Consider the following 24916-nt stretch of genomic DNA (forward strand, 5'->3'; position numbering starts at 1 on the left):
CCTCTTCTTCGCATCCAACCACGTACGGCCGGACAGCCGCTCATTACCCATGGGTTACCCAGCCGGGGGCAGGGTCACCCCGCCCCTCGACACGACCCTGGCCAGGGATTCCACCACATCGGGCTGGTAGTCGCGCCCCGTGGCCAGACGCAGTCGCTCCAGGGCGGTGAGGGGGCCCTGGGGGCCTTCTCCCCGGGCCATCTCGTCGTATGCGTTGGCGGTGCGGACGATGCGCGCGGTGAGGGGCTGCTCACGGTAGGGGTCGGCCTGGCGCTCGACGACGACGGCGACCTCCGCGTCCACGCCCGTCTGGCGCACGACGGCCCCGCCGAGCAGCGCGATGCGGCGCTGCTCCTGGGCGGGCAGGGCGGCGGTGGCGCCGTCGGTCACCGGGTCGACGAGGGACAGCTGCCCGATGTCGTGCATGAGGGCCGCGTACTCCAGGACGGTGAGGTCGGGCTCGGAGAGTCCCAGCTCACGGCCGACGGCGCGGCTGAGCGCTGCGACGCGCAGGGCATGGCCCTGGGGCGTGTAGCCGGCGATCTCGGTGGCGCGGGCCAGCGAGGTGATCGTCTGCCGGTACGTGGTCCGCACGGCGGCGTACCGGCGGAACGCGAGCTGGGTCAGCAGGAGGGGCAGGCAGAAGACGGGCAGCGCCCACAGTCCGGCGACGGCCACGGCGAGGGCGATGACGGCGCCGGTGGCGCCCACCGCGGAGCCGATGCCGATCATGGCGCGCAGCTCGTCCCTGAGCAGCGGCCCGAACGGCCAGCCGGTACGGGCGTGCGCCATGGCCGCGGCGAGGACGGCGTCGCACAGCGCGGTCAGGACGAGCAGCCCGACGAGCAGCAGCGCGTAGGCCGCGCCGTCACCGAGCCAGGCACCGAACCTGCCCTGGTTGTACAGGGGTTGGAAGCAGACGGCGGCGAAGGCGACGGTCAGGACGCGCCGCGCCATGTGGTCGGCGGACGGGCCGTGCCCGAGCGCGAGGTGCGGTACGGAGCCGACGAGCGCGGCCGCGACGCAGACGGCGACGACCTGGAGCGCTCCGTGATGCGTCGCCTGTCCCGCCGTCTCCCCGAGGAGTGCGTACGCGAGCGCGCCGGCGGACCCCAGAGGCGCGGGCTCCCGGTCCCCTCCGGGTGCCCCCCAGCGGGCGAGTTCACCGACGGCGATGAGCACGCCGAAGGCGAGCGCCGTCCCGGGTTCCTCGATGCCGTCCCAGAGGGTGCCGCCGAGGGAGACGGCGGTGAGCACGACGGCGAGGCCCCGGACGGCCGCGACCGTGGTGCGCGCCCGGCCGCTTCCCGGACCCGGGGACCGCGTCCACGTCACCGCGAGGCCGCCCGCCGCGCGACGCGGGGCCCGGGCACCTGTGCGGCGGCCTCGTCCGCGGTCACGGCGGGGTGCCAGCCGTGCCGCCCGAGCGCCCGCACCAGCGCGCCGACCATCTGCGGGTCGAACTGCGCGCCCGCACACCGGGACAGTTCGGCGAGCGCGACGTCGACGGGCCGGGCCCGCGAGTAGGACCGCGTGGACGTCATCGCGTCGAACGCGTCCGCCACCGCCACGACCCGCGCGAACTCCGGGATCTGCGCCCCCGTGAGCCCGTAGGGGTACCCGCTGCCGTCCATCCGCTCGTGGTGATGCAGGATCGCCGCCCGCGCCTCCCCCAGGAACCCGATCCCGCGCACCATCTCGTGCCCGTACTCGGGGTGCAGTTCGATGATGCGCCGCTCCTCGGGCGTCAGCGGGCCGTCCTTGCGCAACAGGCGGGTCGGTACGCCGAGTTTGCCGACGTCGTGCAGGATCCCGGCGAACCGCAGGACCTCGGCGCGCTCGTCCGCCATGCCGAGTTCGCGGGCGATCATCATGGACGCCTGGCCGACCCGCTCGCTGTGACCGCGCGTGTATCCGTCCTTGATGTCGACGGCCTGCACGAGGGCCCGGATCGTCTCCTGGTGGGCGGCGCGCTCGCGGTGGTACTGGGCGAACACCCAGCAGGAGATGTACATCGGCAGCAGCACGAGAAGCGCGGCGAAGGGGCCGTACGGGCTGCGCCACAGGACGGCCATCATGAGGCCCGCGAGGCCGTGCACGGCGACGGGCCCGAGGGCGCGCGGGAAGAGGCCGCGCCAGGCGGCGCGCAGCGGGACGCGTTCGGCGGTGGCGAGGATGCCGCCGTCGAGCAGGGCGAGGGCGGCGCAGAAGACCAGGACGGCCGCTCCTGCGGGCACCAGCGCGTAGGGGAAGTGGGGCGCGGACACGGCCGCGGTGCCGCCGAGCGCTCCGTGGACGCGGGCGGCGGCCCAGGTGGCGAGGGCGAGCTGCGCGGCGCGCCAGACGCGGCGCAGGCCGGCCGGGCGCCGGTCCGTCCTGGCGACGAGCGCGCCGGGCACGGCGACGAGTGCGGCCGCCGCGGGCGGCAGGAGGAACGCTCCGGCGAGCAGGACGGGGAAGAAGGTGCCCATGCCCTGGGGGACGCGCCGCCCGATCACGCGGCACTGGCCCGCGTGTTCGCATCCCGTGTAGAGGACGGCGAGGAGTCCGACGGCGGGCCACGGTGTGGCCGGACCCGCGGCGGGTGCCAGGCACGCGAGGGCGCCGCCGGCCGCGCACAGGACATAGCCGAGGGCCACTGGCGGAACCGTGCGCATACCGACCCCCCTCCCCGTGATCCCGCTTCAGGTTCCGGAGAATAGAGCGGTGGGCAGGGCGCGCGGGCGGCATCGCGAGGATTCCCCGGGCCACCCGATGGCGGATTAGCACATTCGGGTGACGGGGGCGGGGAACGGCGGCGGGACGTGACGTATCGCCGTCACGTCCCGCTCATCACCGCTCGGCCTCGCGGCCGCAGTCTCAGGCTTCCCGCAGCTTGGGAGCCGACGCCGTCACGTCCTGGTCGGGCACGGCCTGCCCCGACCGGATCAGGTCGATGCGGCCCATGACCTTCGACCGCAGGTCGCTCGGTACGTCGTCCTGGCCGCAGCACCGCTTGACCAGCTTCTTCACGGCCTGCTCAAGGCCGTACTTCTCGAGGCACGGAGAGCACTCCTCGAAGTGCGTCTCGAACTTCGTGCAGTCGCTGTCCGGCATCTCGTGATCGAGGAACTCGTAGAGATGGTCGAGGACTTCACTGCAATCCGTCTCGTGCGGCTCTCCGCAGCTCATGAGCCCGAGCCTTTCGCTTCGTTCGACTCTCCGGCGCCGGCCGGGACCAGTCCGCGGTCGCGGGCGTAGTCCTCGAGCATGCCGCGCAGCTGGCGACGGCCCCGGTGGAGGCGGGACATCACCGTCCCGATGGGTGTCCCCATGATGTCCGCGATCTCCTTGTACGCAAAGCCCTCTACGTCGGCGAGATAGACCGCGATGCGGAACTCCTCGGGGATCGCCTGGAGCGCCGACTTCACGTCCGAGTCGGGCAGGTGGTCGAGCGCCTGCGACTCGGCGGAACGCAGGCCGGTCGACATGTGCGACTCGGCGCGCGCCAGCTGCCAGTCCTCAATCTCCTCGGCGGCACTGCGCTGGGGCTCGCGCTGCTTCTTGCGGTACGAGTTGATGAAGGTGTTCGTGAGAATGCGGTACAGCCACGCCTTGAGGTTCGTGCCCTCGCGGAACTGGTGGAACGACGCGTACGCCTTCGCGTAGGTCTCCTGCACCAGGTCCTCGGCGTCGGCCGGGTTCCGCGTCATGCGCAGCGCGGCCGAGTACATCTGGTCGAGGAACGTGAGCGCGTCACGCTCGAAGCGCAGACTGCGCTCCGCGGCGGTCTCCTCGGGCTCTTCCGCCTGCCCGTGTTCGGTCCCTGCGTCGGTGCCAGTGACCGGACCCACCTCCTCCAACGACGTGGCGGGGCCGAAGGAGACCCCACTCGAATCGGAGAATAGACGACCCTCGGTCGGAGCGGCCTGGCGATCCTGTCCGCCCGCCGTCCGAATGGGGGCGCTCTTCGCCGCGTGCAGCACGCTCCACTCCAGGTCAGCGGCGCTGCTGCGGCTCGGGCAGATGGTCGAACCCATGCGGCGGACTTCCTTTCGTCAGCACTCGTGACAATTCGTGACTTCTCGCACGTCTTCGACAGCACTCTCGTACCGTCTGTTCCGGACAACAGACGTCCGGGCCGCAACATTCCCGGGGGTCACGCGAGTGATCCGGCCCACTTCACGACGGCGTCCACGATGAGCGCGAGGGCCTCGTCCTGGCCGATGTCCGCCCGCTTCGGCACCGCGAATCCGTGGTCCCCGTAAGGGATTTCGACGAGCTCGTACGCGGTGGAGCCGGGGAATTCGGCGGGCTTCCCGAAGGGGTCGTTGCCGCCCTGGACGACGAGGGTGGGGACCCCGGCGCCGAGCAGTTCGTCGGCGCGGGACTTCTCGGGGCGGCCCGGCGGGTGGAGCGGGAAGCTCAGGGCGAGGACCGCGGCCGCGCCGAGCTCCTGCGCCGTGCGGCACGCCACGCGCGCGCCCGCGCTGCGCCCGCCCGAGACGACCGGCAGCCCCGGCTGCTCCAGGGCGGGCCACACCCCGCGCCAGCCGACGTCCAGGGTCTTCGGTGCGGGTGCCACCTTCTTACCGGCCACCCGCCACGGCTGCTCGACGAGGGCGACGGTCACACCGTGGGCGGGCAGCTCGGCGGCGACGGCCTTCAGGTCACGCGCCTCGATGCCGCCACCGGCGCCATGGCTGAGGGCCAGGACGAGCCGGGCCTTCTTCGCGGGGGCCGGATGCCAGGTGATGCGGGCCTCACCTGCGCCGGTCTCGACGATCTCGGTCTTCGCGGCGGGCCCGGCGGCGCTCGTGGTCGTGTTCTTGGTCACGTTCTTGGTCACGTCAGAAGAGTGTGCCCTCCTCGGGCCCCTCCAGCTCCTTGAGCAGCTCCGGCCCGTTGTTGCGCACGTTGCTGACCGACGTCGACACGGGGTACGCCCGCATCAGGCCCTCCGGCGGCGGCGCGAGCAGGGACTTCAGGTCGTCGGCGTCGGTGCGGGCCGGGTCGAGCCAGGCGTCCCACCGGTCCGGCGTGAGCATGAGCGGCATCCGGGGGTGGATGTCGGAGAGCGAGCGGGGCCCCTCGTCGGGCGCGACGGCGAGCGGCGCGGTCTCCGCCTCGGTGGTGATGACGGTGCAGGTCACCCACCAGGCGAGGGGGTGCTCGTCGGGCAGGGTGCGGTCGCGCCAGAACTCGTACAGGCCCGCCATCGCGAAGACGGAGCCGTCGGCGGGCGTGACGAAGTAGGGCTGCTTGCGCGGCCGCTTCTTCTTGCCCTCGACCTCCAGATCACGCTCGCCGACCCCGGTGACCCACTCGTAGTAGCCGTCCGCGGGCAGGATGCAGCGGCGGCTCGAGAAGGCGCGGCGGTACGAGGGCTTCTCGGACACCGTCTCGGCGCGGGCGTTGATCATCCGGGCGCCGCCCTCGGGGGTCTTCGACCACGACGGCACGAGGCCCCACTTGAGAGTGCGCAGCTGGCGAACCGGAGCCGGGTCCTCTGCGTCCTTCACAGGGCGGTCGAGTACCGCGTAGACCTCCTTGGTCGGGGCCACGTTGTAGTCGGGCACGAGGGTCTCCTCGGGCTCCCACTTTTCGACCTCAAAGATTCCTGCGAGATCCTCGGGCCTACGACTCGATGCATACCGTCCGCACATACGTGCCACAGTGCCAGATACTGGCCCGCCAGAGGGAGCCGCTCCAACCATGTACGTCACCGCGAGTACCGGCGCCGCCGACCTGTGGGACCGGGTCTTCGGCAGCCAGTCCGACCCCGACCAGTGGGTGGTGTTCGCCACAGCGGCGGTCGCGCTCGCCGCGGTCGTCCCGCACGCTATATGGCGGCTCTCCCGCAACGCGATCACCATCGCCCACGAGGGCGGGCACGGCATCGTGGCCCTGGTCAGCGGGCGCCGTCTCGACGGCATCAGGCTCCACTCCGACACCAGCGGCCTCACCGTCAGCCGCGGCAAGCCGTCGGGCCTCGGCATGATCCTGACCGCGGCCGCCGGCTACACCGCTCCCCCGCTCCTCGGGCTCGGCGGCGCCGCGCTGCTCGCCGCAGGACACATCACGGCCCTCCTGTGGCTGGCGACGGCCCTGCTCGTGGCGCTGCTCGTGATGATCAGGAACGCGTACGGCGCGCTGACCGTGATCCTGACCGGCGGCACCTTCGTGCTCGTGTCCTGGCTGGCGGGACCGCAGGTGCAGGCCGCGTTCGCGTACGTCGTCGTGTGGTTCCTGCTCCTGGGCGGCGTACGGCCCGCGTTCGAACTGCAGAGCAAGCGCAGGCGGGGCGGGGCCGGTGACTCGGACGCGGACCAGCTGTCGCGGCTCACGCACGTGCCGGCCGGGATGTGGCTGTTCTTCTTCCACGCCGTCTCACTGTGCTCACTGCTCGGCGGGGGCCGCTGGCTGCTCGGCCTGTGAGCGGCCGCGTCCCCGGGTGGGGGCTCGTGATCCGGCCCGATCGCCTGAGCCCACTAAAGTAAAGGCATGACCGAAATCCCCGCGCACACCTCTCTCTGGCCCGCCCCGCACGCGAGCGGCCCCGTCTTCGCGACGGTCCATGTGCCGGGGTCGAAGTCGGTCACCAACCGCGCGCTCGTCCTGGCCGCGCTCGCCGCCGAGCCCGGCTGGCTGCGCCGCCCGCTGCGCTCGCGCGACACGCTCCTGATGGCGGCCTCCCTGCGCGCCATGGGCGTCGGCATCGAGGAGGGCGTGGGCCCGGACGGTTCCGGCGAGGCCTGGCGCGTGATCCCCTCGGGGCTGCGCGGCCCGGCCACGGTGGACGTGGGCAACGCCGGTACGGTGATGCGCTTCCTGCCCCCGGTCGCGGCGCTGGCCGACGGCCCGGTGCGCTTCGACGGCGACCCCCGTTCGTACGAGCGGCCGCTGAACGGCGTGATCGACGCGCTGCGCGTGCTCGGCGCCCGGATCGACGACGACAGCCGCGGCTCGCTCCCGATGACCGTGCACGGCAGCGGCGCCCTCGACGGCGGCCGGGTCGAGATCGACGCGTCCTCCTCGTCGCAGTTCGTCAGCGCCCTCCTGCTGTCCGCGCCGCGCTTCAACCAGGGGGTGGAGGTGCGCCACGTCGGCGGCCCGCTGCCCTCGATGCCGCACATCCGGATGACCGTCGACATGCTGCGCACGGTCGGCGCCCAGGTCGACACCCCGGAGTCCGGCGGCGAGCCGAACGTCTGGCGGGTCACGTCGGGCGCCCTGCTCGGCCGCGATCTGACGGTGGAGCCCGACCTGTCGAACGCCCAGCCGTTCCTGGCCGCGGCCCTCGTCACCGGCGGCAAGGTCATCGTCCCCGACTGGCCGGAGCGCACGACGCAGCCCGGCGACCGGCTGCGCGAGATCTTCACGCTGATGGGCGGCTCCTGCGAACTGACCGAGCAGGGGCTCGAGTTCACCGGTTCCGGCTCTGTCCACGGCATCGACGTGGACCTGAGCGAGGTCGGGGAACTGACGCCCGGCATCGCGGCCGTCGCGGCCCTCGCCGACTCCCCCTCCACGCTGCGGGGCGTGGCGCACCTGCGTCTGCACGAGACGGACCGCCTGGCCGCGCTCACCAAGGAGATCAACGAGCTCGGCGGCGACGTTACCGAGACCGCCGACGGCCTGCACATCCGGCCGCGCCGCCTGCACGGCGGGACCTTCCACACGTACGACGACCACCGCATGGCCACCGCGGGCGCGATCATCGGCCTCGCCGTGCCGGGCGTGGAGATCGAGAACGTGGGGACGACCGCCAAGACCCTGCCCGACTTCCCCGACCTGTGGGCCGGGATGCTGGGGAACTGACGGGCGGATCGAGATCATGCGCCGCTACGGCAAGAACCCCGACGAGGACGACATCCGCGTCCGTCCCAACCGCAAGGGCAACCGCCCGCGCACGAACATCCGCCCGAAGCACGAGGACGCCGCTGACGGCATGGTCCTGACCGTGGACCGGGGCCGCCTCACCGTCCTCATCGACGACATCCCCGTCACCGCGATGAAGGCCCGCGAGCTGGGCCGCAAGGCGGCCGTGGTCGGCGACCAGGTCTCCGTCGTCGGGGATCTGTCCGGCAAGAAGGACACCCTCGCGCGCATCGTCCGCATCGGGGAGCGCACCTCCGTGCTGCGCCGCACGGCGGACGACGACGACCCGTACGAGCGCGTGGTCGTCGCGAACGCCGACCAGCTCGCCATAGTCACCGCCCTCGCGGACCCCGAGCCGCGCCCGCGCATGATCGACCGCTGCCTCGTCGCCGCGTACGACAGCGGCCTCGACCCGCTCCTCGTCCTGACCAAGTCGGACCTCGACCCGCCGGACAAACTCCTGGAGATGTACGGGGCGCTGGGCGTCCCCTATGTCGTCACCAGCCGGGACGAGCTGGAGAGCGGGGCGGCGGTCGCCCGGGTGCGCGAGCAGCTCGACGGCAAGATCACCGTGTTCGTCGGCCACTCCGGCGTCGGCAAGACGACGCTGGTGAACGCGCTGGTACCGAAGGGCAGCCGGCGTACGACGGGCCATGTCAACGCGGTCACGGGCCGCGGCCGGCACACCACGACGTCCGCGCTCGCGCTGCCGCTGCCCGACGACAACGGCTGGGTGATCGACACCCCGGGCGTGCGCTCCTTCGGACTGCACTACGTCGACCCGTCCCGCGTCATCCACGCCTTCCCCGACCTGGAGCCGGGCACGGAGAACTGTCCGCGCGCGTGCAGCCACGACGAGCCGGACTGCGCGCTCGACGAGTGGGTCGCTCAGGGACACGCCGATCCCGCGCGTCTGTACTCACTGCGGCGGCTGCTCGCCACGAGGGAGCGACGCGAGGGCGACTGACCTCAGCGTTGTTTGCGACCGCCCCGCGACGGTAAGTGCATAATCGCACCAAGCCGGACGCAAGATCGAAACCGTACGAAGCGGTCACGGAAGTCGAAGATGCTGGAGGCAAGCACATGGCGTGGCTGCTGGTCATCGTGGCGGGGATTCTCGAGACCGGCTTCGCGGTCTGCCTGAAGCTCTCGCACGGCTTCACCCGGCTCTGGCCGACGATCGCGTTCTCGTGCTTCGCCCTCGGCAGCTTCGGCCTCCTCACGCTCGCCCTGCGCAAGCTCGACGTGGGTCCCGCGTACGCGGTGTGGACAGGCATCGGCGCTGCGGGCACCGCGATCTACGGCATGGTCTTCCTCGACGACCTGGTCTCCACCCTCAAGCTCGTCTCGATCTCGCTCGTGATCGTCGGTGTGATCGGGCTTCAGCTGTCGGGCTCGGCGCACTGAGCCGCCCCGCTCACACGACGTCCCGTACGCGCGGGAAGTGACAGGCAGCGCTCTGCTTCCCGGCCACCGGGCTCGCGGGCACCTCGCGCTCGCAGCGTTCCTTGCCGACCCCGTCGAGGTCCGCGTAGACGGGGCAGCGCGCCCGGAAACGGCATCCTTCGTAGCGCCGCGTCGGGCTCGGCGGATCACCGGCGAGCAGGATCCGGTCCCGCTGCCGCGCCCGCTCCCGCTCGGGGTCGGGCAGCGGCACCGCGGACAACAGGGCCTGGGTGTAAGGGTGCAGAGGCCCCTCGAAGACATCGGCCACGGGCCCGGACTCGACGGTCCGCCCCAGGTACACGACGCTCACACGGTCCGCGATGTGCCGTACGACGGACAGGTCGTGCGAGACGAAGAGGTAGGCGAGGCCGAGTTCCGCCTTGAGCCGCTGGAGCAGGTTGAGGACGCCTGCCTGTACGGAGACGTCGAGCGCGGAGACGGGTTCGTCCAGGACGAGCAGCTCCGGCTCGACGGACAGGGCCCGCGCGATCCCGACGCGCTGGCGCTGGCCGCCGGAGAACTCGTGCGGAAAGCGCTCCGCGTGGGCGGGGTCGAGGCCGACCTGTTCCAGGAGCACGGGGATCCGGCGCGCGATCGCCGCCCGGTCCGCGCCCTGGGCGCGCAGCGGCTCGCTGATGATGTCGCCGACCGGCATCCTGGGATCCAGGGAGGCCATCGGGTCCTGGAACACGATCTGCACGCGCCGCCGCAACGCCGCCCGCCCCGCCTTCCCGAGCCCGCCCACGGACTGCCCGAACAGCTCGACGTCCCCGGCCTCGGGCCGTGCCAGTTCGAGGAGTTCGAAGAGCGTGGTGGACTTCCCCGACCCGGACTCGCCCACGAGCGCGAGGGTCTCTCCGCCGCGGATGTCGAGGTCCACCCCGTCGACGGCGTAGACGCTCCCGACCCGCCGCCTGAAGGCGCTCCCCTTGAACACGGGAAACGTCTTGGCAAGCCCGCGCACCTTCAACACGGCTTCCCCCACCGGGCGTTCACCGCGATCGGCGATCCCGGGCACGGGGAAGACGTCTTGTGGGGTGAGCCCGCCGACCTCGTCGGCGCACACACAGGCGGCAAGGTGAGGCGCCGCCGAACCCGCAGCGGCCCGTAGTGGAGGCACCTCGCTCAGACACGCCTCCACCGCCAAGGGGCACCTGGGCGCAAACGCACACCTTCCGCCCAACTCCCCGGCCCCTGGCGGCGCCCCCGGCACGGGCACCAGCACATCCGCCGCCCCGTCGAGCCGCGGCACTGCCCCCATCAGCCCCAGCGTGTAGGGCATCCGGGCGTCCCGGAACACGTCGTCCACGGGCCCGCTCTCGACCACACGGCCCGCGTACATCACAGCCACCCGGTCGGCCATCCCCGCGATGACCCCCAGGTCATGGCTGACCAGCACGACGGCCGCACCCGTCTCCCGCTGAGCCGTACGCAGTACGTCGAGCACCTGCGCCTGGATCGTCACGTCGAGCGCCGTCGTCGGCTCGTCGGCCACGATGACGTCGGGGTCGTTGGCCATGGCCATCGCGATCATGGCCCGCTGGCGCATGCCCCCGGAGAACTCGTGCGGGAAGGCGTCGGCGCGCGCGGCCGGTTCCGGGATCCCTACGAGGTCGAGCAGCTCGACGGCGCGTGCTCGCGCCGCTTCCCTGGACACGTTCTGGTGGGCCCGCACGGCCTCGGCTATCTGGTCCCCGATCCGGTACACGGGCGTGAAGGCCGACAGGGGGTCCTGGAACACCATCCCGATCCGGCTGCCGCGCACCCGCGAGAGATCCCGGTCGGACGCACCGACCAGCTCCTGCCCGTCGAGCCGCACCGATCCACGGACGGCGGCGCCGGCGGGCAGCAGGCCGAGGAGAGCCAGCGCGGTCGCGGACTTCCCCGACCCCGACTCGCCCACCAGGCCGAGGACCTCTCCCCGCTCCAGCGCCAGGTCCACGCCGCGTACCGCAGGCTTCCCGTCGAAGTCGACCTGGAGCCCGGACACCTCAAGCAGCACGGCGCGCACCCTTCCTCGTACGGGTCGGGCTCGTCGGATCGAACGCGTCGCGCAGCCCGTCCCCCACCAGGTTCACCGCGAGCACGAAGACGATCAGGAGCCCGGCGGGGAAGAAGAACATCCAGGGGTAGGTGATGGCGGCGCCCGTCGACGAGGCGATCAGGGTCCCCAACGAGACGTCGGGCGCCTGCACGCCGAACCCGAAGTACGACAGCGCGGTCTCGCTCATCACCGCGCCGCCGACCGCGATCGTGGCGTCGATGATCAGGAACGACACCACGTTGGGCAGGACGTGCCGCCAGATGATCCGGAAGGGTCCGACGCCCATGTAGCGGGCGGCGCGCACGAATTCGCGTTCCTTGAGGGACACGGCCATCGAGCGCACCACCCGCGCGGTGATCATCCAGCCGAAGACGGCCAGCAGTCCCACGAACGCGAACCAGCCGCCGCCCCGCAGCCGCGGCGAGACGATCGCGATGATGAGGAACGAGGGGAAGACGAGGAGCAGGTCGACGACGAACATCAGCGCCCGGTCCGCCCAGCCGCCGAAATACCCGGCGCACGCGCCCACGAGCGCCGCGAGCCCTGTCGAGAACAGGGCCACCAGAACCCCGATCACCAGGGACTTCTGGAGCCCGCGCACGGTCTGCGCGAAGACGTCCTGACCGATGCGGTTGGTGCCCCACCAGTGGTCGGCCGACGGGCCCTCGCGCAGCGCCGTGTAGTCGACCTTGCTGTACGTCCACCCGGCGAGGTATGGGCCGAGCACGGCGAGGGCGACGAGCAGCAGCAGGACCGTCGCCCCGGCGAGGGCGCCACGGTGGCCCAGGAAGCGGCGTGCGACGACGCCGGCCCGGCCCCGGGGGCGTACGGCCGAGGGCACCGGGTCGAGCACGGCGCTGGCGGTGGTGGTCATGGCAGGGGACGTCCTCGGGCGTCAGGCGCGCCGGACGCGCGGGTCGAGTGCGGCGTGCAGGGCGTCGGCGAGGAAGCCGGACAGCAGCACGACCACGGCGGCGAAGACATTGACGGCGACGACGGAGTTGACGTCGTTCTTGCCGATGGAGGAGACGAACCACTCGCCCATGCCGTGCCAGCCGAAGATCGTCTCGGTGAAGGTGGCGCCCGTGAACAGGGCGAGGAAGCCGTAGCTGAAGAACGTGGACATGGGGATGAGGGCCGTGCGCAGCCCGTGCCGGAGCAGCACCGTGCGCCGGGTCAGCCCCTTCGCCTGCGCCGTGCGCAGATAGTCGGCGCCGAGCACGTCGAGCATGGCGGAGCGCTGGTAGCGGCTGTACCCGGCGATGGCGCCGAGGGCGATGGAGATCGTCGGCAGCAGCAGGTGCACCGAGCGGTCCTTCAGGACGGCCCAGAAGCCGGAGTCGACACCCGGGCTCTTCTCGCCCGTGAACTGGATGAGCTCGGTCCCGGTCCGCTGGTTGAACCAGATGGCGCCGATCTTGAGCAGTACGGCCAGCAGGAAGACCGGGGTCGAGAGCAGCGCGAACGACGCGAGGGTCAGGGCCCGGTCGGACAGCCGGTACTGGCGCACCGCCGTCCACGCCCCGGCGATCACTCCGAGCACCGTGCCGGCGATCGTGCCGAGCAGCAGCAGGCGCAGGCTCACCCCGATCCGCCGGCCGAACTCGGCGGCGACGGACGACCCGTCGATGGTCTGCCCGAGATCGCCGCGCACGGCGTGCCCGGCCCAGGCCAGGAACCGTTCGAGGAGCGGCTTGTGGTCGTTGACGCCCATCGCGGTGAGGTGGTGGTCGACCGCCGAGGGCGACAGGGGCGGCTGGCGGCCCTCGTAGTACGCGCGCGGGTCGAGCGCGAGCGAGGCGATCAGGTAGGACAGGCAGATGCCGACGAGCAGCAGGACCGCGTAATAGCCGAGCCGCTTGGCCAGATATGCCGACACCGTGCCTGCCCTCTTCGCGGATTGCGCCGAACTCTCGCTGAAACACACTCGATGACAACTGGGGACCTTGCCCGGCTCACCTCATCGGCTGCCATCGATGCAGGTCATCGGCTTTCAACTCCAGCATGATCGCGGGTTGTTGCTGTTTTGTGAAGAGCACATGTCAAGGTCGCCGCACTCTTCCGCCGTCAACTCCCGCGGGTCTACGGTCTCGGCTGACATGCGGCCGCTCCGCCGCCGCAGCCCGGACCGAAGGAAGAGCCATGCGCAGATCCACCGTCACCGCCGTCGCCGCAGCCCTGTCGGCCACCCTGGTGCTGGCGGGCTGCGGGTCGTCCGACGACGACAAGCCGGTACGGAAGAAGGCCGCGCCGGCGGTGGACGGTCAGGACATCAACGCGCATCCGGTGAGCGACCTCCGGCAGGGCGGGACGCTGAAGATGGGCCTGTCGACCTGGCCCGCCAACTTCAACTGGAACACCCCCGACGGCTTCATGGGCGACGCCCAGGAGGTCGACGCGGCCGTGCTGCCCGACCTGTTCGACAACGACGCCAAGGGCGCCCAGCACGTCAACCCGAACTTCCTGGTCTCGGCGAAGGTCGTCTCCACCGACCCCCAGGTCGTGGAGTACGAGCTGAACCCGAAGGCCAAGTGGTCCGACGGAAAGCCGCTGAGCTGGAAGGACTTCCAGGCCCAGTGGAAGGCCCTGAGCGGGTCGGACAAGGACTACGAGGCGGCCGTCACCGACGGCTACGAGCAGATATCCAAGGTCGAGCAGGGCAAGGACGAGCACGGCGTCAGGATCACCTTCGACAAGCCGTACGCGGAGTGGCAGAACCTCTTCGACCCTCTGTACCCGGCGGCGTACATCGACACCCCGGAGAAGTTCAACAAGGGGTGGACGCAGAAGGTCCCGGTCACCGGGAACGCCTTCAAGATCAAGAACATCGACAAGACGGCCCAGACGATCACCATCGTGCCGGACCCGGCCTGGTGGGGCCCCAAGCCCAAGCTGGACTCCGTCGTCTACCGGATCGTCGACTTCACCGCGACCACCGAGGCATACCTCAACAAGGAGATCGACTCCGCCACCGCGCTGCTGCCCGAGGACTACAAGCGCCTCGTGAAGTCGAGCGGCACGGACATCCGGCGCGGCGCGCGCTGGGACGAGGTGCACATCGCGCTCAACGGCGCGCACGGCCCGCTGAAGGACGTCCGGGTGCGCCAGGCGCTCGGCAACGCGATCGACCGCAAGGGCATCAACGCCGCCTTCAGCAAGGACCTCTCCTTCGAACTGAAGCCGCTCGACAACCACTTGTTCATGCCCAACCAGGAGGGCTACCGGAACAACTCGGGCGAGTACGGGAAGTACGACCCCGAGAGGGCGAACAAGCTGCTCGACGAGGCCGGCTGGAAGTCGGCCGGTGAGGGGAAGACGCGTACCAAGGGCGGCAAGGACCTCACGCTCGAGTACACGCTGAGCGCGGGCAGTTCGTCGGCCCAGGTGGACCAGGCGGAGCTGGTGCAGCAGCAGCTGGCGGCCGTCGGCATCAAGGTCACGCTGAAGAAGGTCCCGGCGAACGACTACTTCCCGAAGTTCGTGAACACCGGCAACTTCGACCTGACGAGCTTCCGCAACGTCGACGCCGTCTTCAAGAGCGTCGTCGTCCCGACCTTCGTCCAGCCGCAGGGCAAGAACCTCTTCCAGAACTACGGCTCCATCGGCTCCCCGAAGATCGACGGTCTGCTGAAGAAGGCCCAGCGGACCACCGACACCACCGAGGCGAACAAGCTCTACAACGAGGCCGACAAGGAGCTGTGGAAGCTCGGCCACTCCATCGAGCTGTACCAGCGGCCGCAGATCGTCGCGGTCCGCTCAAGCCTCGCGAACTTCGGCGCCGACGGCCTCGCCAGCAGCGACTACACGAAGATCGGCTGGCTCAAGTAGCTCACCGCGCATGTCACTTCAGGCGGTGGCGTCCCGGCGCCGGTGCGGCAGCGCCTCCCTCAAGAGGCGCCCCACCCCACCGTCGCCCGGCGGGGCGAGCAGACAGGACAGGGCGAGCCGGACGGCCAGTTCGCAGTCGCGGGCCAGCTGGTCCGCCTCCGCCCTCGGTCGCCCCGCCGAACGGAGCGCGGCCGCGGCCCGCTCGCGGACCAGCTTCACCAGGTCGCCGGGACCAGGGAGCGGCCCGTCGGCCCGCCGCTGTGCGGGCACGGTGGACGACGAGGGCACCCCGCCGGGCACCGGGGCGGGCAACCGCTCGCCCCAGCAGCCGGTGAGCACGGCCCGTACGAGTGCGCTGGAGCGGGCCGCGGTGACGGTCCACTCGGCGACGGCCTCGATCCCGGCCTCCTTCAGGGCCCGGTCGACGCCGGCCAGATAGGCGTCCGCCTCGCGCCGGACCAGGGCTCGCGCGAGCCCGTCCTTGGTACCGAACTCGTTGTAGAGGGTCTGCCGGGACACCCCGGCGACGGCCGCCACGTCGATCATCCGCACCAGGGGCCAAGGGCGCCCGGCCAGCGCCGTACCGGCCGCGTCGAGCAAGGACTCCCGCGCTGTGGGCATCGTCGCCTCCCCACGCCGTAGCGGCTCAACCGCCAGGGTTGACGCGCCCGTGTGCCCTGTCAATAGCCCTCGCGGGCCGCCGGGCCGGGCGCCCTGTGGCCCCGGACCGACCTCGATCGATACTGTTCACTCATGCCCGACTATCACGATGATCTGCGTCTCGCCCACGTCCTCGCGGACGCCGCCGACGCGGCGACCATGGACCGGTTCAAGGCCCTCGACCTGAAAGTCGAGACCAAGCCGGACATGACACCGGTGAGCGAGGCCGACAAGGCCGCGGAGGAGCTCATCCGCGGTCAGCTCAAGCGGGCACGGCCACGGGACGCGATCCTCGGCGAGGAGTACGGGATCGAGGGCACGGGCCCGCGCCGCTGGGTCGTCGACCCGATCGACGGCACCAAGAACTATGTGCGCGGCGTGCCGGTCTGGGCGACGCTCATCTCGCTGATGGAGGCGGGCGAGGGCGGCTACCAGCCAGTGGTCGGCGTCGTCTCCGCGCCGGCGCTCGGCCGCCGCTGGTGGGCGGCGAAGGGCGCGGGCGCCTACACGGGCCGCAGCCTGACGTCGGCCTCGCGCCTGCACGTCTCGAAGGTCGGGCGCCTCGCGGACGCGTCCTTCGCCTACTCCTCGCTGAGCGGCTGGGAGGAGCAGGGCCGGCTCGACGGCTTCCTCGACCTCACGCGCGCGGTGTGGCGCACGCGCGGTTACGGCGACTTCTGGCCGTACATGATGGTCGCCGAGGGCTCGGTCGACATGGCGGCGGAGCCGGAGCTCTCCCTGTGGGACATGGCGGCGAACGCGATCATCGTGACGGAGGCGGGCGGCGTCTTCACCGGCCTCGACGGGCGCCACGGCCCGCACAGCGGCAACGCGGCGGCGTCGAACGGCCTGCTCCACGGCGAGCTGCTGAGCTACCTGCAGACGTGAGCGTCGCGCCGCTACGGCGTGCGGAAGCACCGTAGCGGCGCAACGGACCTTCCGCGCCCCCTTGTTGACGGCCCGAACGGCTGCGACTCTGAGAGTCCCCCACTTGTGAACTTGTGAATCCGTTCTCCAGGTCGGGACCGGAGGCAATCCTTCGGCATCCCGGAGGTCGCGGATTCACCAAGGAGGTGGCTCACGCCCATGCTCGTCCGCGACGCCATGAGCACGATGGTCCTCACCATCGGCCCCACCCACACGCTGCGCAGGTCGGCCCGGCTGATGTCCGAGCGCCGCGTCGGCGCGGCGGTCGTCCTCGACCCCGACACCTGCGGAATCGGCATTCTGACCGAGCGCGACATCCTCAACTCACTCGGCCTCGGCCAGAACCCGGACCACGAGATCGCCGGCACCCACACCACGACCGACGTCGTCTTCGCCGCCCCGGCGTGGACGCTCCTGGAGGCCGCCGAGGCCATGACGCACGGCGGGTTCCGCCATCTGATCGTGCTCGACGACCATGAGCCGGTGGGCATCGTGTCGGTCCGCGACATCATCCGCTGCTGGGCCCCGGCCCGCCGCCACTCGACGACGCTGGTGAGCTAGGACCTCGCCTTCGCCACACAAGAGGGCCGGCCCCCGAAGGGAGCCGGCCCTCTGCCTGCGTCAAGCGTCCCGGTCAGCCGCGAAGGGCCTGGACCGCGGCCTCGAGGCGCTTGCCGAAGTCACCGTCCGCCTGGCGGAAGTTGCCGATCGCGCGCTCGGCGATGTCGTCGCGGGAGACGCCCGCGATGTTGCCCGCGAGGTTCTCGATCAGACGGGCCTTCTCGTCCTCGGACATCAGGCGGTAGAGGTTGCCCGCCTGCACGAAGTCGTCGTCCTCGACGTGCGAGGGAGCCTCGTGGTTGCCGGTGCCGCCGGTGACCGGCGTCGACACCCACAGCGGCCGGTCCGTCTGGAACGGGCCGCCGAAGGAGTTCGGCTCGTAGTTCTTCCCGCCCTTGTGGCGGCCGTCGTACAGGAAGCCGTCACGGGAGTTGGTGCGCGCCTCGGTGGCGTGCGGACGGTTCACCGGCAGGTGGTCGGCGTTGATGCCGACGCGGTAGCGGTGCGCGTCGCCGTACGCGAAGAGGCGGCCCTGGAGCATCTTGTCGGGCGAGGGGCCGATGCCCGGCACGAAGTGCGCGGGGCTGAAGATGGACTGCTCGACCTCGGCGAAGATGTTCTCCGGGTTGCGGTTGAGCTCCAGCTTGCCGATCTCGATCGCCGGGTAGTCCTCGTGCGGCCACACCTTGGTGAGGTCGAACGGGTTGAAGCGGTAGTTCGCCGCGTCGGCCGCCGGCATGATCTGCACCTGCACGGTCCAGGACGGGAACTCGCCGCGCTCGATGGCCTCGCGCAGGTCGCGCTGGTGCGAGTCCGGGTCCTCACCGGCGAGCTTCGCGGCCTCGTCGGCCGTGAGGCTCTTGATCCCCTGGTCGGTCTTGAAGTGGTACTTGACCCAGAAGACCTCGCCGGCCTCGTTGTTCCACTGGTACGTGTGCGAGCCGTACCCGTTCATGTGGCGCAGCGTCGCCGGGATGCCGCGGTCGCCGAAGAGCCAGGTGACCTGGTGCGTCGACTCCGGGCTCAGGCCCCAGAAGTCCCACACGTTGTCGGCCTCCTGCGAGCCCGTGTAGGGGTCGCGCTTCTGCGTGTGGATGAAGTCGGGGAACTTGATGGCGTCCTTGATGAAGAACACCGGGGTGTTGTTGCCGACGAGGTCATAGTTCCCCTCCTCGGTGTAGAACTTCAGCGCAAAGCCGCGGGGGTCACGCACGGCGTCCGCGGAGCCGAGGCTGCCGGCGACGGTGGAGAACCGCAGGAACGTCTCGGTCTGCTTGCCGACCTCGGAGAGGAACTTGGCCCGCGTCCACTGCGAGACGTCCCGGGTCAGCGTGAACGTGCCGTACGCACCGGCGCCGCGGGCGTGCACGATGCGCTCCGGGATGCGCTCGCGGTTGAAGTGCGCGAGCTTCTCGAGCAGCGCCTGGTCCTGGACCAGTACAGGCCCGCCGACGCCCGCGGTCTCGCTGTTCTGGTTGTCGGCGACCGGCGCGCCGGCCTCCGTGGTGAGCGGTCCCTGCGACGTCACGTGCGCCTCCTGCCCCGGTGCAAGCACCGGCTCCACTGGAGCGGCTGTTGCCGCGCCCTCATCTGCTGCAAGTCCTGTCCCTTGGCCAAAGCCGTTTCCGATCCTACAATGGACAATGTCTAAGTCAAGTGGGCTTCCAAAGTCACACCCGTTCGGGACCTGGTCCCCTCGCCTGTTAGGCTGGCCCTCATGAGTGACCTGCTGGAACGACTGCGCGGACGCGGCTGGCGCATGACCGCACAGCGGCGCGTCGTGGCCGAGGTCCTCGACGGGGACCATGTACACCTGACGGCCGACGAGGTGCATGCGCGCGCCGTCACCAAGCTCCCCGAGATCTCCCGGGCGACCGTGTACAACACGCTCGGCGAGATGGTCTCCCTCGGTGAGGTCATCGAGGTCGCCACGGACAAGCGCGCCAAGCGCTACGACCCGAACGCGCACCGCCCGCACCAGCACCTGGTCTGCGCCCGGTGCGGCGCGATCCGCGACGTCCACCCGAGCGGCAACCCGCTCACCGACCTCCCCGACTCCGAACGCTTCGGCTTCACGGTCTCGGACGTCGAGGTGACGTACCGGGGCGTCTGCCCGAACTGCGCGACGGCGTAGCGCACACGACTCCTCCGAAGAGGGCCCGCACCGAACGGTGCGGGCCCTCTTCGCTTGCCCCTCTCGCACACCCCTTTGGTACGTATCTCAACAACCCGCCCCCTTCCCCAATCTGACGACCCGTCATATCGTCGGCGGCGCCCACCTCCACCGCACCCCGGGAGGGAAACCGTGGGAGATCCGCACCCCAAACTCCAGGCCCGTACGCTCACCCGGTCCTTCGGCCGAGGCCACCGCACGGTGGCGGCCCTCGGCCCTGTCGACCTCACCATCGCCCCCGGCGAGTTCACCTGCGTGGTCGGCCCCTCCGGCTGCGGGAAGTCCACCCTCCTGCGCATCGCCGCCGGCCTGCTGCGCCCGACCGCCGGCGAGCTGGCCATCCGCACCGACAGCGCCCGCCCGGCCGCGATGATCTTCCAGGACTACGGGATCTACGACTGGAAGACGGTCCTGGCCAACGTCCGCTTCGGCCTCGACATCCAGAAGGTCCCCCGCCGGGAGGCCGACGCCCGCGCCACCGACTGGCTCACCCGCATGGGCCTCGCCGACTTCGCGGACGCCTATCCGTCCGCGCTGTCCGGCGGCATGCGCCAGCGCGTCGCCATCGCCCGCGCGCTCGCCGTGGAGCCCGAGATCCTCCTCATGGACGAGCCGTTCGCGGCCCTCGACGCCCAGCTGCGCACGATCCTCCAGGACGAGCTCCTCGACCTCACCCAGACCACCCGCACCACCACCCTCTTCATCACCCACAGCCTGGAAGAAGCGATCGTGCTGGGCGACCGCGTCCTCGTGATGTCGGCCCGGCCGGGCCGCATCATCGCCGAGCGCCGCCCGCCGTTCGCCCGGCCGCGCACCGGCGACATCCGCTCGACGCCCGAATTCACCGCCCTGAAGGGCGAGTTGTGGGATCTGCTGCGGGGCGAGGTACGGCGCGACGAGGTGGTCCCGGCATGACGACGACCGCCCCGAAGGAAGACACGACGCTCCTGGTCAGACGGCCGGGCCCACAGGAGCTGCACCCCGCCCGCACCCACCGCAGGCGCCGCGCCCTCGAACTCTCGCTCGCCGTCGCCGTCCCTCTCGTCCTGGTCCTGCTGTGGCAGCTCGCCGCCACCCAGGCGTGGATCGACGACCGCGTCTACCCGGCGCCGTCCACGATCCTCGTCGACGGCTGGCACCGCGCCGCGGACGGCGACCTGTGGCCGGACGTGTGGGCCACCCTCAAGCGCGTACTCGCCGGATACGCGATCGGCACCGTCACCGGATACGCCCTCGGCCTCCTGATGGGCTCGCTCTCCGTCGTCCGCGCCGCCCTCGAACCGATGCTGGACGCGCTCTACGTCGTCCCGAAGCTGGCCCTGCTGCCGATCTTCCTGAACATGTTCGGCCTCGGTGAGGGCCCGCAGATCGCGCTGGTCGCCACGACCGTCTTCTTCTTCGTCTGGATCTCGACGATGGCGGCGGTGCTCGCCGTCCCCTCCGGCCACCGGGACGCCGGCCAGGTCTTCGGCGCCTCGCCGTGGCAGATGTTCCGGCACGTCCTGCTTCCCGCGTCGCTGCCCGCGGTCCTGGTCGGCGCCCGCATCGCCGCGGGCGTCGCGGTCCTCGTGATCGTCGCCTCCGAGCAGATCGCGGCCACGAACGGCCTCGGCCACCTGATCTTCGACGCCCGCGCCCTCTTCCAGAACGACGTGATGTTCGTCGGCATCGTCTGTGTCGCCGTGCTCGGCGTCGTCTTCTCCGAACTGGTGCGCATCGCGGGCCGGCTGCTCACCCCGTGGGCGCCGCGCGACCGCGGCCGCGGCCAGTCCTGACCTCCACCGCCCCTTCCCGTACGGAGAATCCATGCGCACCAGACTCGTCTGTACGACCCTGCTCCTGACCGGCGCCCTGCTCGCCTCGGCCGGCTGCGGGGACAACAGCAACTCCTCGTCGGACACGGCCGCGAAGCCCCGCACGGTCAAGGCGGTGGCGGGCTGCGGGACGACCGGCTGGACCGATCCGTCGGACCTGGCCGCCGACCGCGCACCCGCCCGCTGCGACAAGGGCGCCCCGGCCCCGGTGAAGCTCGCGAAGACCCGCAAGCTCACCATCGCGACCGGCACCCTGAGCGCCGAGTACGTGGCCCCGCTCGAACTGGCCGTGCAGAAGGGCGAGTTCAAGAAGGAGGGTCTCGACGTCACCCTGAAGGTCCTGCCGACCCCGGACGCGCTCCCGCTGCTGGCCAAGGGAGACATCGATGCGCAGTGGGCGGCGCCCGAGGCCGCGGTGATGAACGGCATCAGCGGCGGCTTCGACATCAAGTGGGTCGCCGGGAACTTCTCCCCGGACCCGAAGTCCAAGAGCGGTATGTGGGTGCGCCTGAAGAAGGGGCAGAGCCCGGACCACGTCCCGATGGCGGGACGCAGGCTCGGCACGATGATCGGCAAGGGCTCGGTCATCTCGTACCCCATGGACAAGGCGCTGAAGAAGCACGGCGGCGGCCTCGACAAGATCCAGTTCCAGCAGCTCGGCTCGGCCGACGTCCTGACCGCGCTCCAGAACGGCGGGGTCGACTCGGCCTGGCTGCTCGACCCGGTATGGCGCAAGGTCGACGGCGACAAGCGGTACGCGTTCCTCGGCGGCCAGCCGCTCGGCGAACCCCTCGGCGGTCTCCTGTTCGGCCCGAAGCTCCTCGAGGAGGACCCGGACGCCGGGGTCGCGTTGCTGCGCGCGTACATCCGCACGGTCAACACGTACTTCGCGGGCGACTACAAGAAGGACCCGGCGTTCGTCACCGACCTCGCCGGGCTCCTGAAGACCGACAAGGCCGTACTGGAGTCGACGCCGCCGCTGCGGATGGACTGGGAGATCAGGGCGGGCACGACGGACCGGCTCCAGGCCGCGTACCGCGCGGCTGGCGTCTCCAAGGGGGACCCGCTGCCGGAGGACAAGGTCGTGGACCGGGCGCTGTACGGGGAGGCGGTGGGCCACAAGCCGTAACGCCGGCTCACCCGGCCGGAAACAGAGCTGAGGCCCGGAACCAATGGTTCCGGGCCTCAGGCCTTCAGTAGCGGGGACAGGATTTGAACCTGCGACCTCTGGGTTATGAGCCCAGCGAGCTACCGAGCTGCTCCACCCCGCGTCGGTAAACACGACTCTACGCGAGCGCCCCCGACCAGCGCAAATCCCTTCCGGCGCCTGGCCTGCGCGGGCGAAAAGGGGCGGAACAGGGGGGAGAACCGGGGTGCAGCACAGCCCGGACGGGCCTGTGCTGCACCCTCAGATGCCTCCGCTACCAGATGCCTCCGCTACGCGGACAGCTCCGACCGCAGTGCGTCCCGCAGCCGCCCGGCCCGCTCGGACACCTCGGCGGGACCGAGCTCCACGGCCCGGTGCGCCCACCGCTGCCCCTCGACAAGGTCGCCGCGGCGCGCGCACAACAGCGCGAGCCGCAGCGCCGCGCGCCCGTGCCCGGCGTCGGCCGCCCGCGTCCACCACAGCGCGGCCTCCGGCTCGCTCCCCTCGCGGGCGAGCAGCAGCCCGAGGTTGAACGCACCGTTGCGCGAGCCCGCCTCCGCGGCCTCGCGGTACCAGCGCGCCGCGCGGACGATATCGCCCCGCGCCGCGGCCAGCATCCCCACGCGCACCTGCGCGCGCCGGTGCCCCTGCTCGGCGGCCCGCTCGTACCACTCCTCGCACTCGGCGCGCTCACTGACGCACTCGCCGAGCGCGGGGGGCCCGACCGGGGGCTGCCGCGCGTCGAGCACCGTGGCCAGGCGGTACGCGCCCTCCGCGCTGCCCCCGCCGGCGGCGCACCGCAGATGCCGCTCGGCGTCCCGCTCGTCGCCGTCGCGCAGCCGGGCGATCCCGGCCTGGAGCGCGGCCTCGGTGTGCCCGCCCGCCGCGGCCCGCTCGTACCACTGGAGGGCGGCGCCCTCGTCGTCCCGGCCCGCGTACAGGATGCCGAGGTTGAAGGCGGCGTCCACACTGCCCGCCTCGGCGGCCTTGGAGAACCACGGTTCGGCGCCCGCCGCGTCGCCGCCCTGGAGGAGCAGCACGGCCAGCGCGTTCGCCGCCTCGCGGTGGCCCGCGTACGCGGCACGCCGGTACCACTGGTCGGCCTGCGCGGTGCGGCCCTGCTCGGCGCAGAGCAGGCCGAGGTTGTACGCGCCGTTGATGTCGCCCGCGTCCATGGCCGCGCGGTACCAGCGCTCGGCGGTCTGGGTCTCGCCGCGCTGGGCGTGCAGGGCGCCGAGCGCGTTGGCCGCGTTGCCGTCGCCCTCCTGGGCGGCGCGCAGCCACCAGACCCCGGCGCTCTCCTCGTCACCGGCGTCGCGCAGCAGGAAGCCGAGCGCGCAGGCGGCGCGGGGCTCGCCGTCCTTCGCGGAGTTCAGGTACCAGCGGCCGGCCTCCTTGAGCTCGCCGCGCTTCTCCAGGATCGCGCCGAGGTGCAGGGCGGCCCGGCGGTGTCCGCGCGCGGCGGCCTGCCGGTACCACTGCTCGGCCTCCGCGGCCGCGGGCAGCTTCCTGCGGGCGCCGGTCGCGGTCGCGTCGCCGGGGGCGCCGCTGTCGTCGTCGGGCGCGGGCGCACCACGGAGCGCTCCCTCGGGGCGCTCCTGTGCGGCGCGCCGGTCGAGGGTGCGGGCGAGCCGGTAGGCGGCCTCGCGGTGGCCGTGCTCGGCGGCGGCGCGCATCCAGCGCTCGGCGCCGACATCGCTGCGGTGTTCGAGGAGGTCGGCGAGCGCGTACGCGCCGAGGGCGTGGCCCTGTTCGGCGGACTGCCGCAGCCAGTACTCGGCGGCGGGCTCGTCGCCGCGCTCGCGGTGGTGGCGGCCGAGCGCGTGCGCGGCGGGGGCGGATCCGGCGACGGCGGCGATGCGCCACCAGCCGGCGGCCTCGTCCGCGTATCCGCGCTGGTGCAGCAGGACGCCGAGGTTGTTGGCGGCGGCGCGGTCGCCCGCGGCGGTGGCAGCGCGCAGCTGGGGCTCGGCTCCGTCGAGGTCACCGCGGCGCAGCAGCATGGCCCCGAGGACACTCATCGCCTCGACGTCGCCGGACTCGGCGGCCGGCCGATGGCGTGCTTCCTCGGCGGCCGCCCCGGGTTCCTCCCGGTCGGCCGACTGCACAAACCGCCCTGTCTCCAACAGAGTTGCCTTGTCCCCCATAACGTCCATCGTCGCACCACCTGCAACCTGGGTACACCTGGTATACCGCAGCCAGTGAGGTCACTACAGCGTTTTGTCGACATGCCCACAGAGAGATAAGTGAAACACAAAAACCTCAACTACCCCCGGGAGAGGCACGCTTCGCACGTACAGACGGTTCCCGCGCACACGACGAAGGCCCGGATCCTGAAAGATCAGGATCCGGGCCTTCGTCTTCAGTAGCGGGGACAGGATTTGAACCTGCGACCTCTGGGTTATGAGCCCAGCGAGCTACCGAGCTGCTCCACCCCGCGCCGTTGTGTTCAAACC

Annotated in this window: 23 protein-coding genes and 2 tRNA genes; 11 read left to right on the forward strand and 14 right to left on the reverse strand. The window is 71.4% G+C overall.

Annotated elements, in window-relative coordinates; genetic code table 11:
• Positions 1-54 precede the first annotated feature (54 nt).
• The 6 genes from OHA58_RS11640 to OHA58_RS11665 all read right to left on the reverse strand — a co-directional run bounded on the left by OHA58_RS11640 (position 55) and on the right by OHA58_RS11665 (position 5645).
• Complete coding sequence (locus OHA58_RS11640; RefSeq protein WP_405484916.1) at positions 55-1257, reverse strand: HD-GYP domain-containing protein; 1203 nt, start codon at positions 1255-1257, stop codon at positions 55-57.
• Positions 1258-1331: 74 nt separating this feature from the next.
• Positions 1332-2657: an HD-GYP domain-containing protein gene (locus tag OHA58_RS11645; protein WP_405478637.1), complete on the reverse strand. Its 1326-nt coding sequence runs from the start codon at positions 2655-2657 to the stop codon at positions 1332-1334.
• 202 nt (positions 2658-2859) lie between these two features.
• On the reverse strand, positions 2860-3171 hold the full coding sequence (gene rsrA, locus OHA58_RS11650) for a mycothiol system anti-sigma-R factor (protein WP_116510175.1): 312 nt from the start codon (positions 3169-3171) through the stop codon (positions 2860-2862).
• Complete coding sequence (sigR, locus tag OHA58_RS11655; RefSeq protein WP_199841903.1) at positions 3168-3833, reverse strand: RNA polymerase sigma factor SigR; 666 nt, start codon at positions 3831-3833, stop codon at positions 3168-3170. Before sigR ends, rsrA begins: the two co-directional genes overlap by 4 nt.
• 305 nt (positions 3834-4138) lie before the next feature.
• Complete coding sequence (locus OHA58_RS11660; RefSeq protein WP_405478638.1) at positions 4139-4828, reverse strand: alpha/beta family hydrolase; 690 nt, start codon at positions 4826-4828, stop codon at positions 4139-4141.
• A gap of 1 nt (position 4829) precedes the next feature.
• Positions 4830-5645, reverse strand: coding sequence for an SOS response-associated peptidase (locus OHA58_RS11665; protein ID WP_405478639.1), 816 nt, complete (start codon positions 5643-5645; stop codon positions 4830-4832).
• Between the two features lie 49 nt (positions 5646-5694).
• On the opposite strand from OHA58_RS11665, the gene OHA58_RS11670 reads away from it, so the two are divergent.
• The 4 genes from OHA58_RS11670 (at position 5695) to OHA58_RS11685 (ending at position 9267) form a co-directional block, all read left to right on the forward strand.
• The gene (locus tag OHA58_RS11670) at positions 5695-6417 is read left to right on the forward strand and encodes a M50 family metallopeptidase (protein ID WP_405478640.1); all 723 of its coding nucleotides are present in this window, start codon (positions 5695-5697) and stop codon (positions 6415-6417) included.
• 66 nt (positions 6418-6483) lie between these two features.
• Positions 6484-7800, forward strand: coding sequence for a 3-phosphoshikimate 1-carboxyvinyltransferase (aroA, locus tag OHA58_RS11675; protein ID WP_405478641.1), 1317 nt, complete (start codon positions 6484-6486; stop codon positions 7798-7800).
• Between the two features lie 16 nt (positions 7801-7816).
• Complete coding sequence (rsgA, locus tag OHA58_RS11680; protein WP_405478642.1) at positions 7817-8827, forward strand: ribosome small subunit-dependent GTPase A; 1011 nt, start codon at positions 7817-7819, stop codon at positions 8825-8827.
• A gap of 116 nt (positions 8828-8943) precedes the next feature.
• On the forward strand, positions 8944-9267 hold the full coding sequence (locus OHA58_RS11685) for a multidrug efflux SMR transporter (protein WP_116510189.1): 324 nt from the start codon (positions 8944-8946) through the stop codon (positions 9265-9267).
• 10 nt (positions 9268-9277) lie between these two features.
• Here OHA58_RS11685 and OHA58_RS11690 read toward each other — a convergent pair whose 3' ends face one another.
• The 3 genes from OHA58_RS11690 to OHA58_RS11700 are packed head-to-tail and all read right to left on the reverse strand — an operon-like array spanning position 9278 to position 13229.
• The gene (locus OHA58_RS11690; RefSeq protein ID WP_405478643.1) at positions 9278-11317 is read right to left on the reverse strand and encodes a dipeptide ABC transporter ATP-binding protein; all 2040 of its coding nucleotides are present in this window, start codon (positions 11315-11317) and stop codon (positions 9278-9280) included.
• Entirely contained in the window at positions 11298-12224 is a 927-nt protein-coding gene (locus OHA58_RS11695) for an ABC transporter permease (RefSeq protein ID WP_405478644.1), read from the reverse strand. The genes OHA58_RS11690 and OHA58_RS11695 overlap by 20 nt, the downstream gene beginning before the upstream one ends.
• A 21-nt stretch (positions 12225-12245) precedes the next feature.
• Positions 12246-13229, reverse strand: a complete 984-nt coding sequence (locus tag OHA58_RS11700) for an ABC transporter permease (RefSeq protein ID WP_405478645.1) — start codon at positions 13227-13229, stop codon at positions 12246-12248.
• A gap of 263 nt (positions 13230-13492) precedes the next feature.
• Between OHA58_RS11700 and OHA58_RS11705 the strand changes: the two genes are divergently transcribed.
• Positions 13493-15178, forward strand: a complete 1686-nt coding sequence (locus OHA58_RS11705; RefSeq protein ID WP_405478646.1) for an ABC transporter substrate-binding protein — start codon at positions 13493-13495, stop codon at positions 15176-15178.
• A gap of 18 nt (positions 15179-15196) precedes the next feature.
• On the opposite strand, the gene OHA58_RS11710 is transcribed toward OHA58_RS11705, so the two are convergent.
• A complete protein-coding gene (locus OHA58_RS11710; RefSeq protein ID WP_405478647.1) occupies positions 15197-15799 on the reverse strand; it encodes a TetR/AcrR family transcriptional regulator in 603 nt (200 codons plus the stop codon).
• Between the two features lie 132 nt (positions 15800-15931).
• On the opposite strand from OHA58_RS11710, the gene hisN reads away from it, so the two are divergent.
• Both hisN and OHA58_RS11720 read left to right on the forward strand, forming a co-directional pair.
• Positions 15932-16726 carry a histidinol-phosphatase gene (gene hisN / locus OHA58_RS11715; protein ID WP_116510193.1) on the forward strand — a complete coding sequence of 265 codons (795 nt, stop codon included), beginning with the start codon at positions 15932-15934 and terminating at the stop codon, positions 16724-16726.
• A 198-nt stretch (positions 16727-16924) separates the two neighbouring features.
• Positions 16925-17326, forward strand: a complete 402-nt coding sequence (locus OHA58_RS11720) for a cyclic nucleotide-binding/CBS domain-containing protein (protein ID WP_405478648.1) — start codon at positions 16925-16927, stop codon at positions 17324-17326.
• Between the two features lie 73 nt (positions 17327-17399).
• Here the strand turns inward: OHA58_RS11720 and OHA58_RS11725 are convergent, their stop codons facing one another.
• Positions 17400-18881: a catalase gene (locus OHA58_RS11725; protein WP_405478649.1), complete on the reverse strand. Its 1482-nt coding sequence runs from the start codon at positions 18879-18881 to the stop codon at positions 17400-17402.
• A 162-nt stretch (positions 18882-19043) separates the two neighbouring features.
• Here OHA58_RS11725 and OHA58_RS11730 point away from each other — a divergent pair, with 162 nt between their 5' ends.
• The 4 genes from OHA58_RS11730 (at position 19044) to OHA58_RS11745 (ending at position 22442) form a co-directional block, all read left to right on the forward strand.
• Positions 19044-19460 (forward strand): Fur family transcriptional regulator, encoded by a 417-nt coding sequence (locus OHA58_RS11730; RefSeq protein ID WP_405478650.1) that lies wholly within the window; start codon positions 19044-19046, stop codon positions 19458-19460.
• A 171-nt stretch (positions 19461-19631) separates the two neighbouring features.
• Positions 19632-20414 (forward strand): ABC transporter ATP-binding protein, encoded by a 783-nt coding sequence (locus OHA58_RS11735; RefSeq protein ID WP_405478651.1) that lies wholly within the window; start codon positions 19632-19634, stop codon positions 20412-20414.
• Positions 20411-21274 carry an ABC transporter permease gene (locus OHA58_RS11740; RefSeq protein ID WP_405478652.1) on the forward strand — a complete coding sequence of 288 codons (864 nt, stop codon included), beginning with the start codon at positions 20411-20413 and terminating at the stop codon, positions 21272-21274. Before OHA58_RS11735 ends, OHA58_RS11740 begins: the two co-directional genes overlap by 4 nt.
• Positions 21275-21305: 31 nt before the next feature.
• Positions 21306-22442 (forward strand): ABC transporter substrate-binding protein, encoded by a 1137-nt coding sequence (locus OHA58_RS11745; RefSeq protein WP_405478653.1) that lies wholly within the window; start codon positions 21306-21308, stop codon positions 22440-22442.
• A 68-nt stretch (positions 22443-22510) separates the two neighbouring features.
• Here the strand turns inward: OHA58_RS11745 and OHA58_RS11750 are convergent.
• The 3 genes from OHA58_RS11750 to OHA58_RS11760 all read right to left on the reverse strand — a co-directional run bounded on the left by OHA58_RS11750 (position 22511) and on the right by OHA58_RS11760 (position 24900).
• Positions 22511-22584, reverse strand: a tRNA-Met gene (locus OHA58_RS11750).
• Positions 22585-22750: 166 nt separating this feature from the next.
• On the reverse strand, positions 22751-24616 hold the full coding sequence (locus OHA58_RS11755; protein WP_405478654.1) for a sel1 repeat family protein: 1866 nt from the start codon (positions 24614-24616) through the stop codon (positions 22751-22753).
• A gap of 210 nt (positions 24617-24826) precedes the next feature.
• Positions 24827-24900: transfer RNA gene (locus OHA58_RS11760), tRNA-Met, on the reverse strand.
• Between the last annotated feature and the right edge of the window lie 16 nt (positions 24901-24916).

The sequence above is a fragment of the Streptomyces sp. NBC_00009 genome, assembly GCF_045040855.1.
In the GTDB taxonomy this organism is placed as follows: Bacteria; Actinomycetota; Actinomycetes; order Streptomycetales; family Streptomycetaceae; genus Streptomyces; species Streptomyces aureus.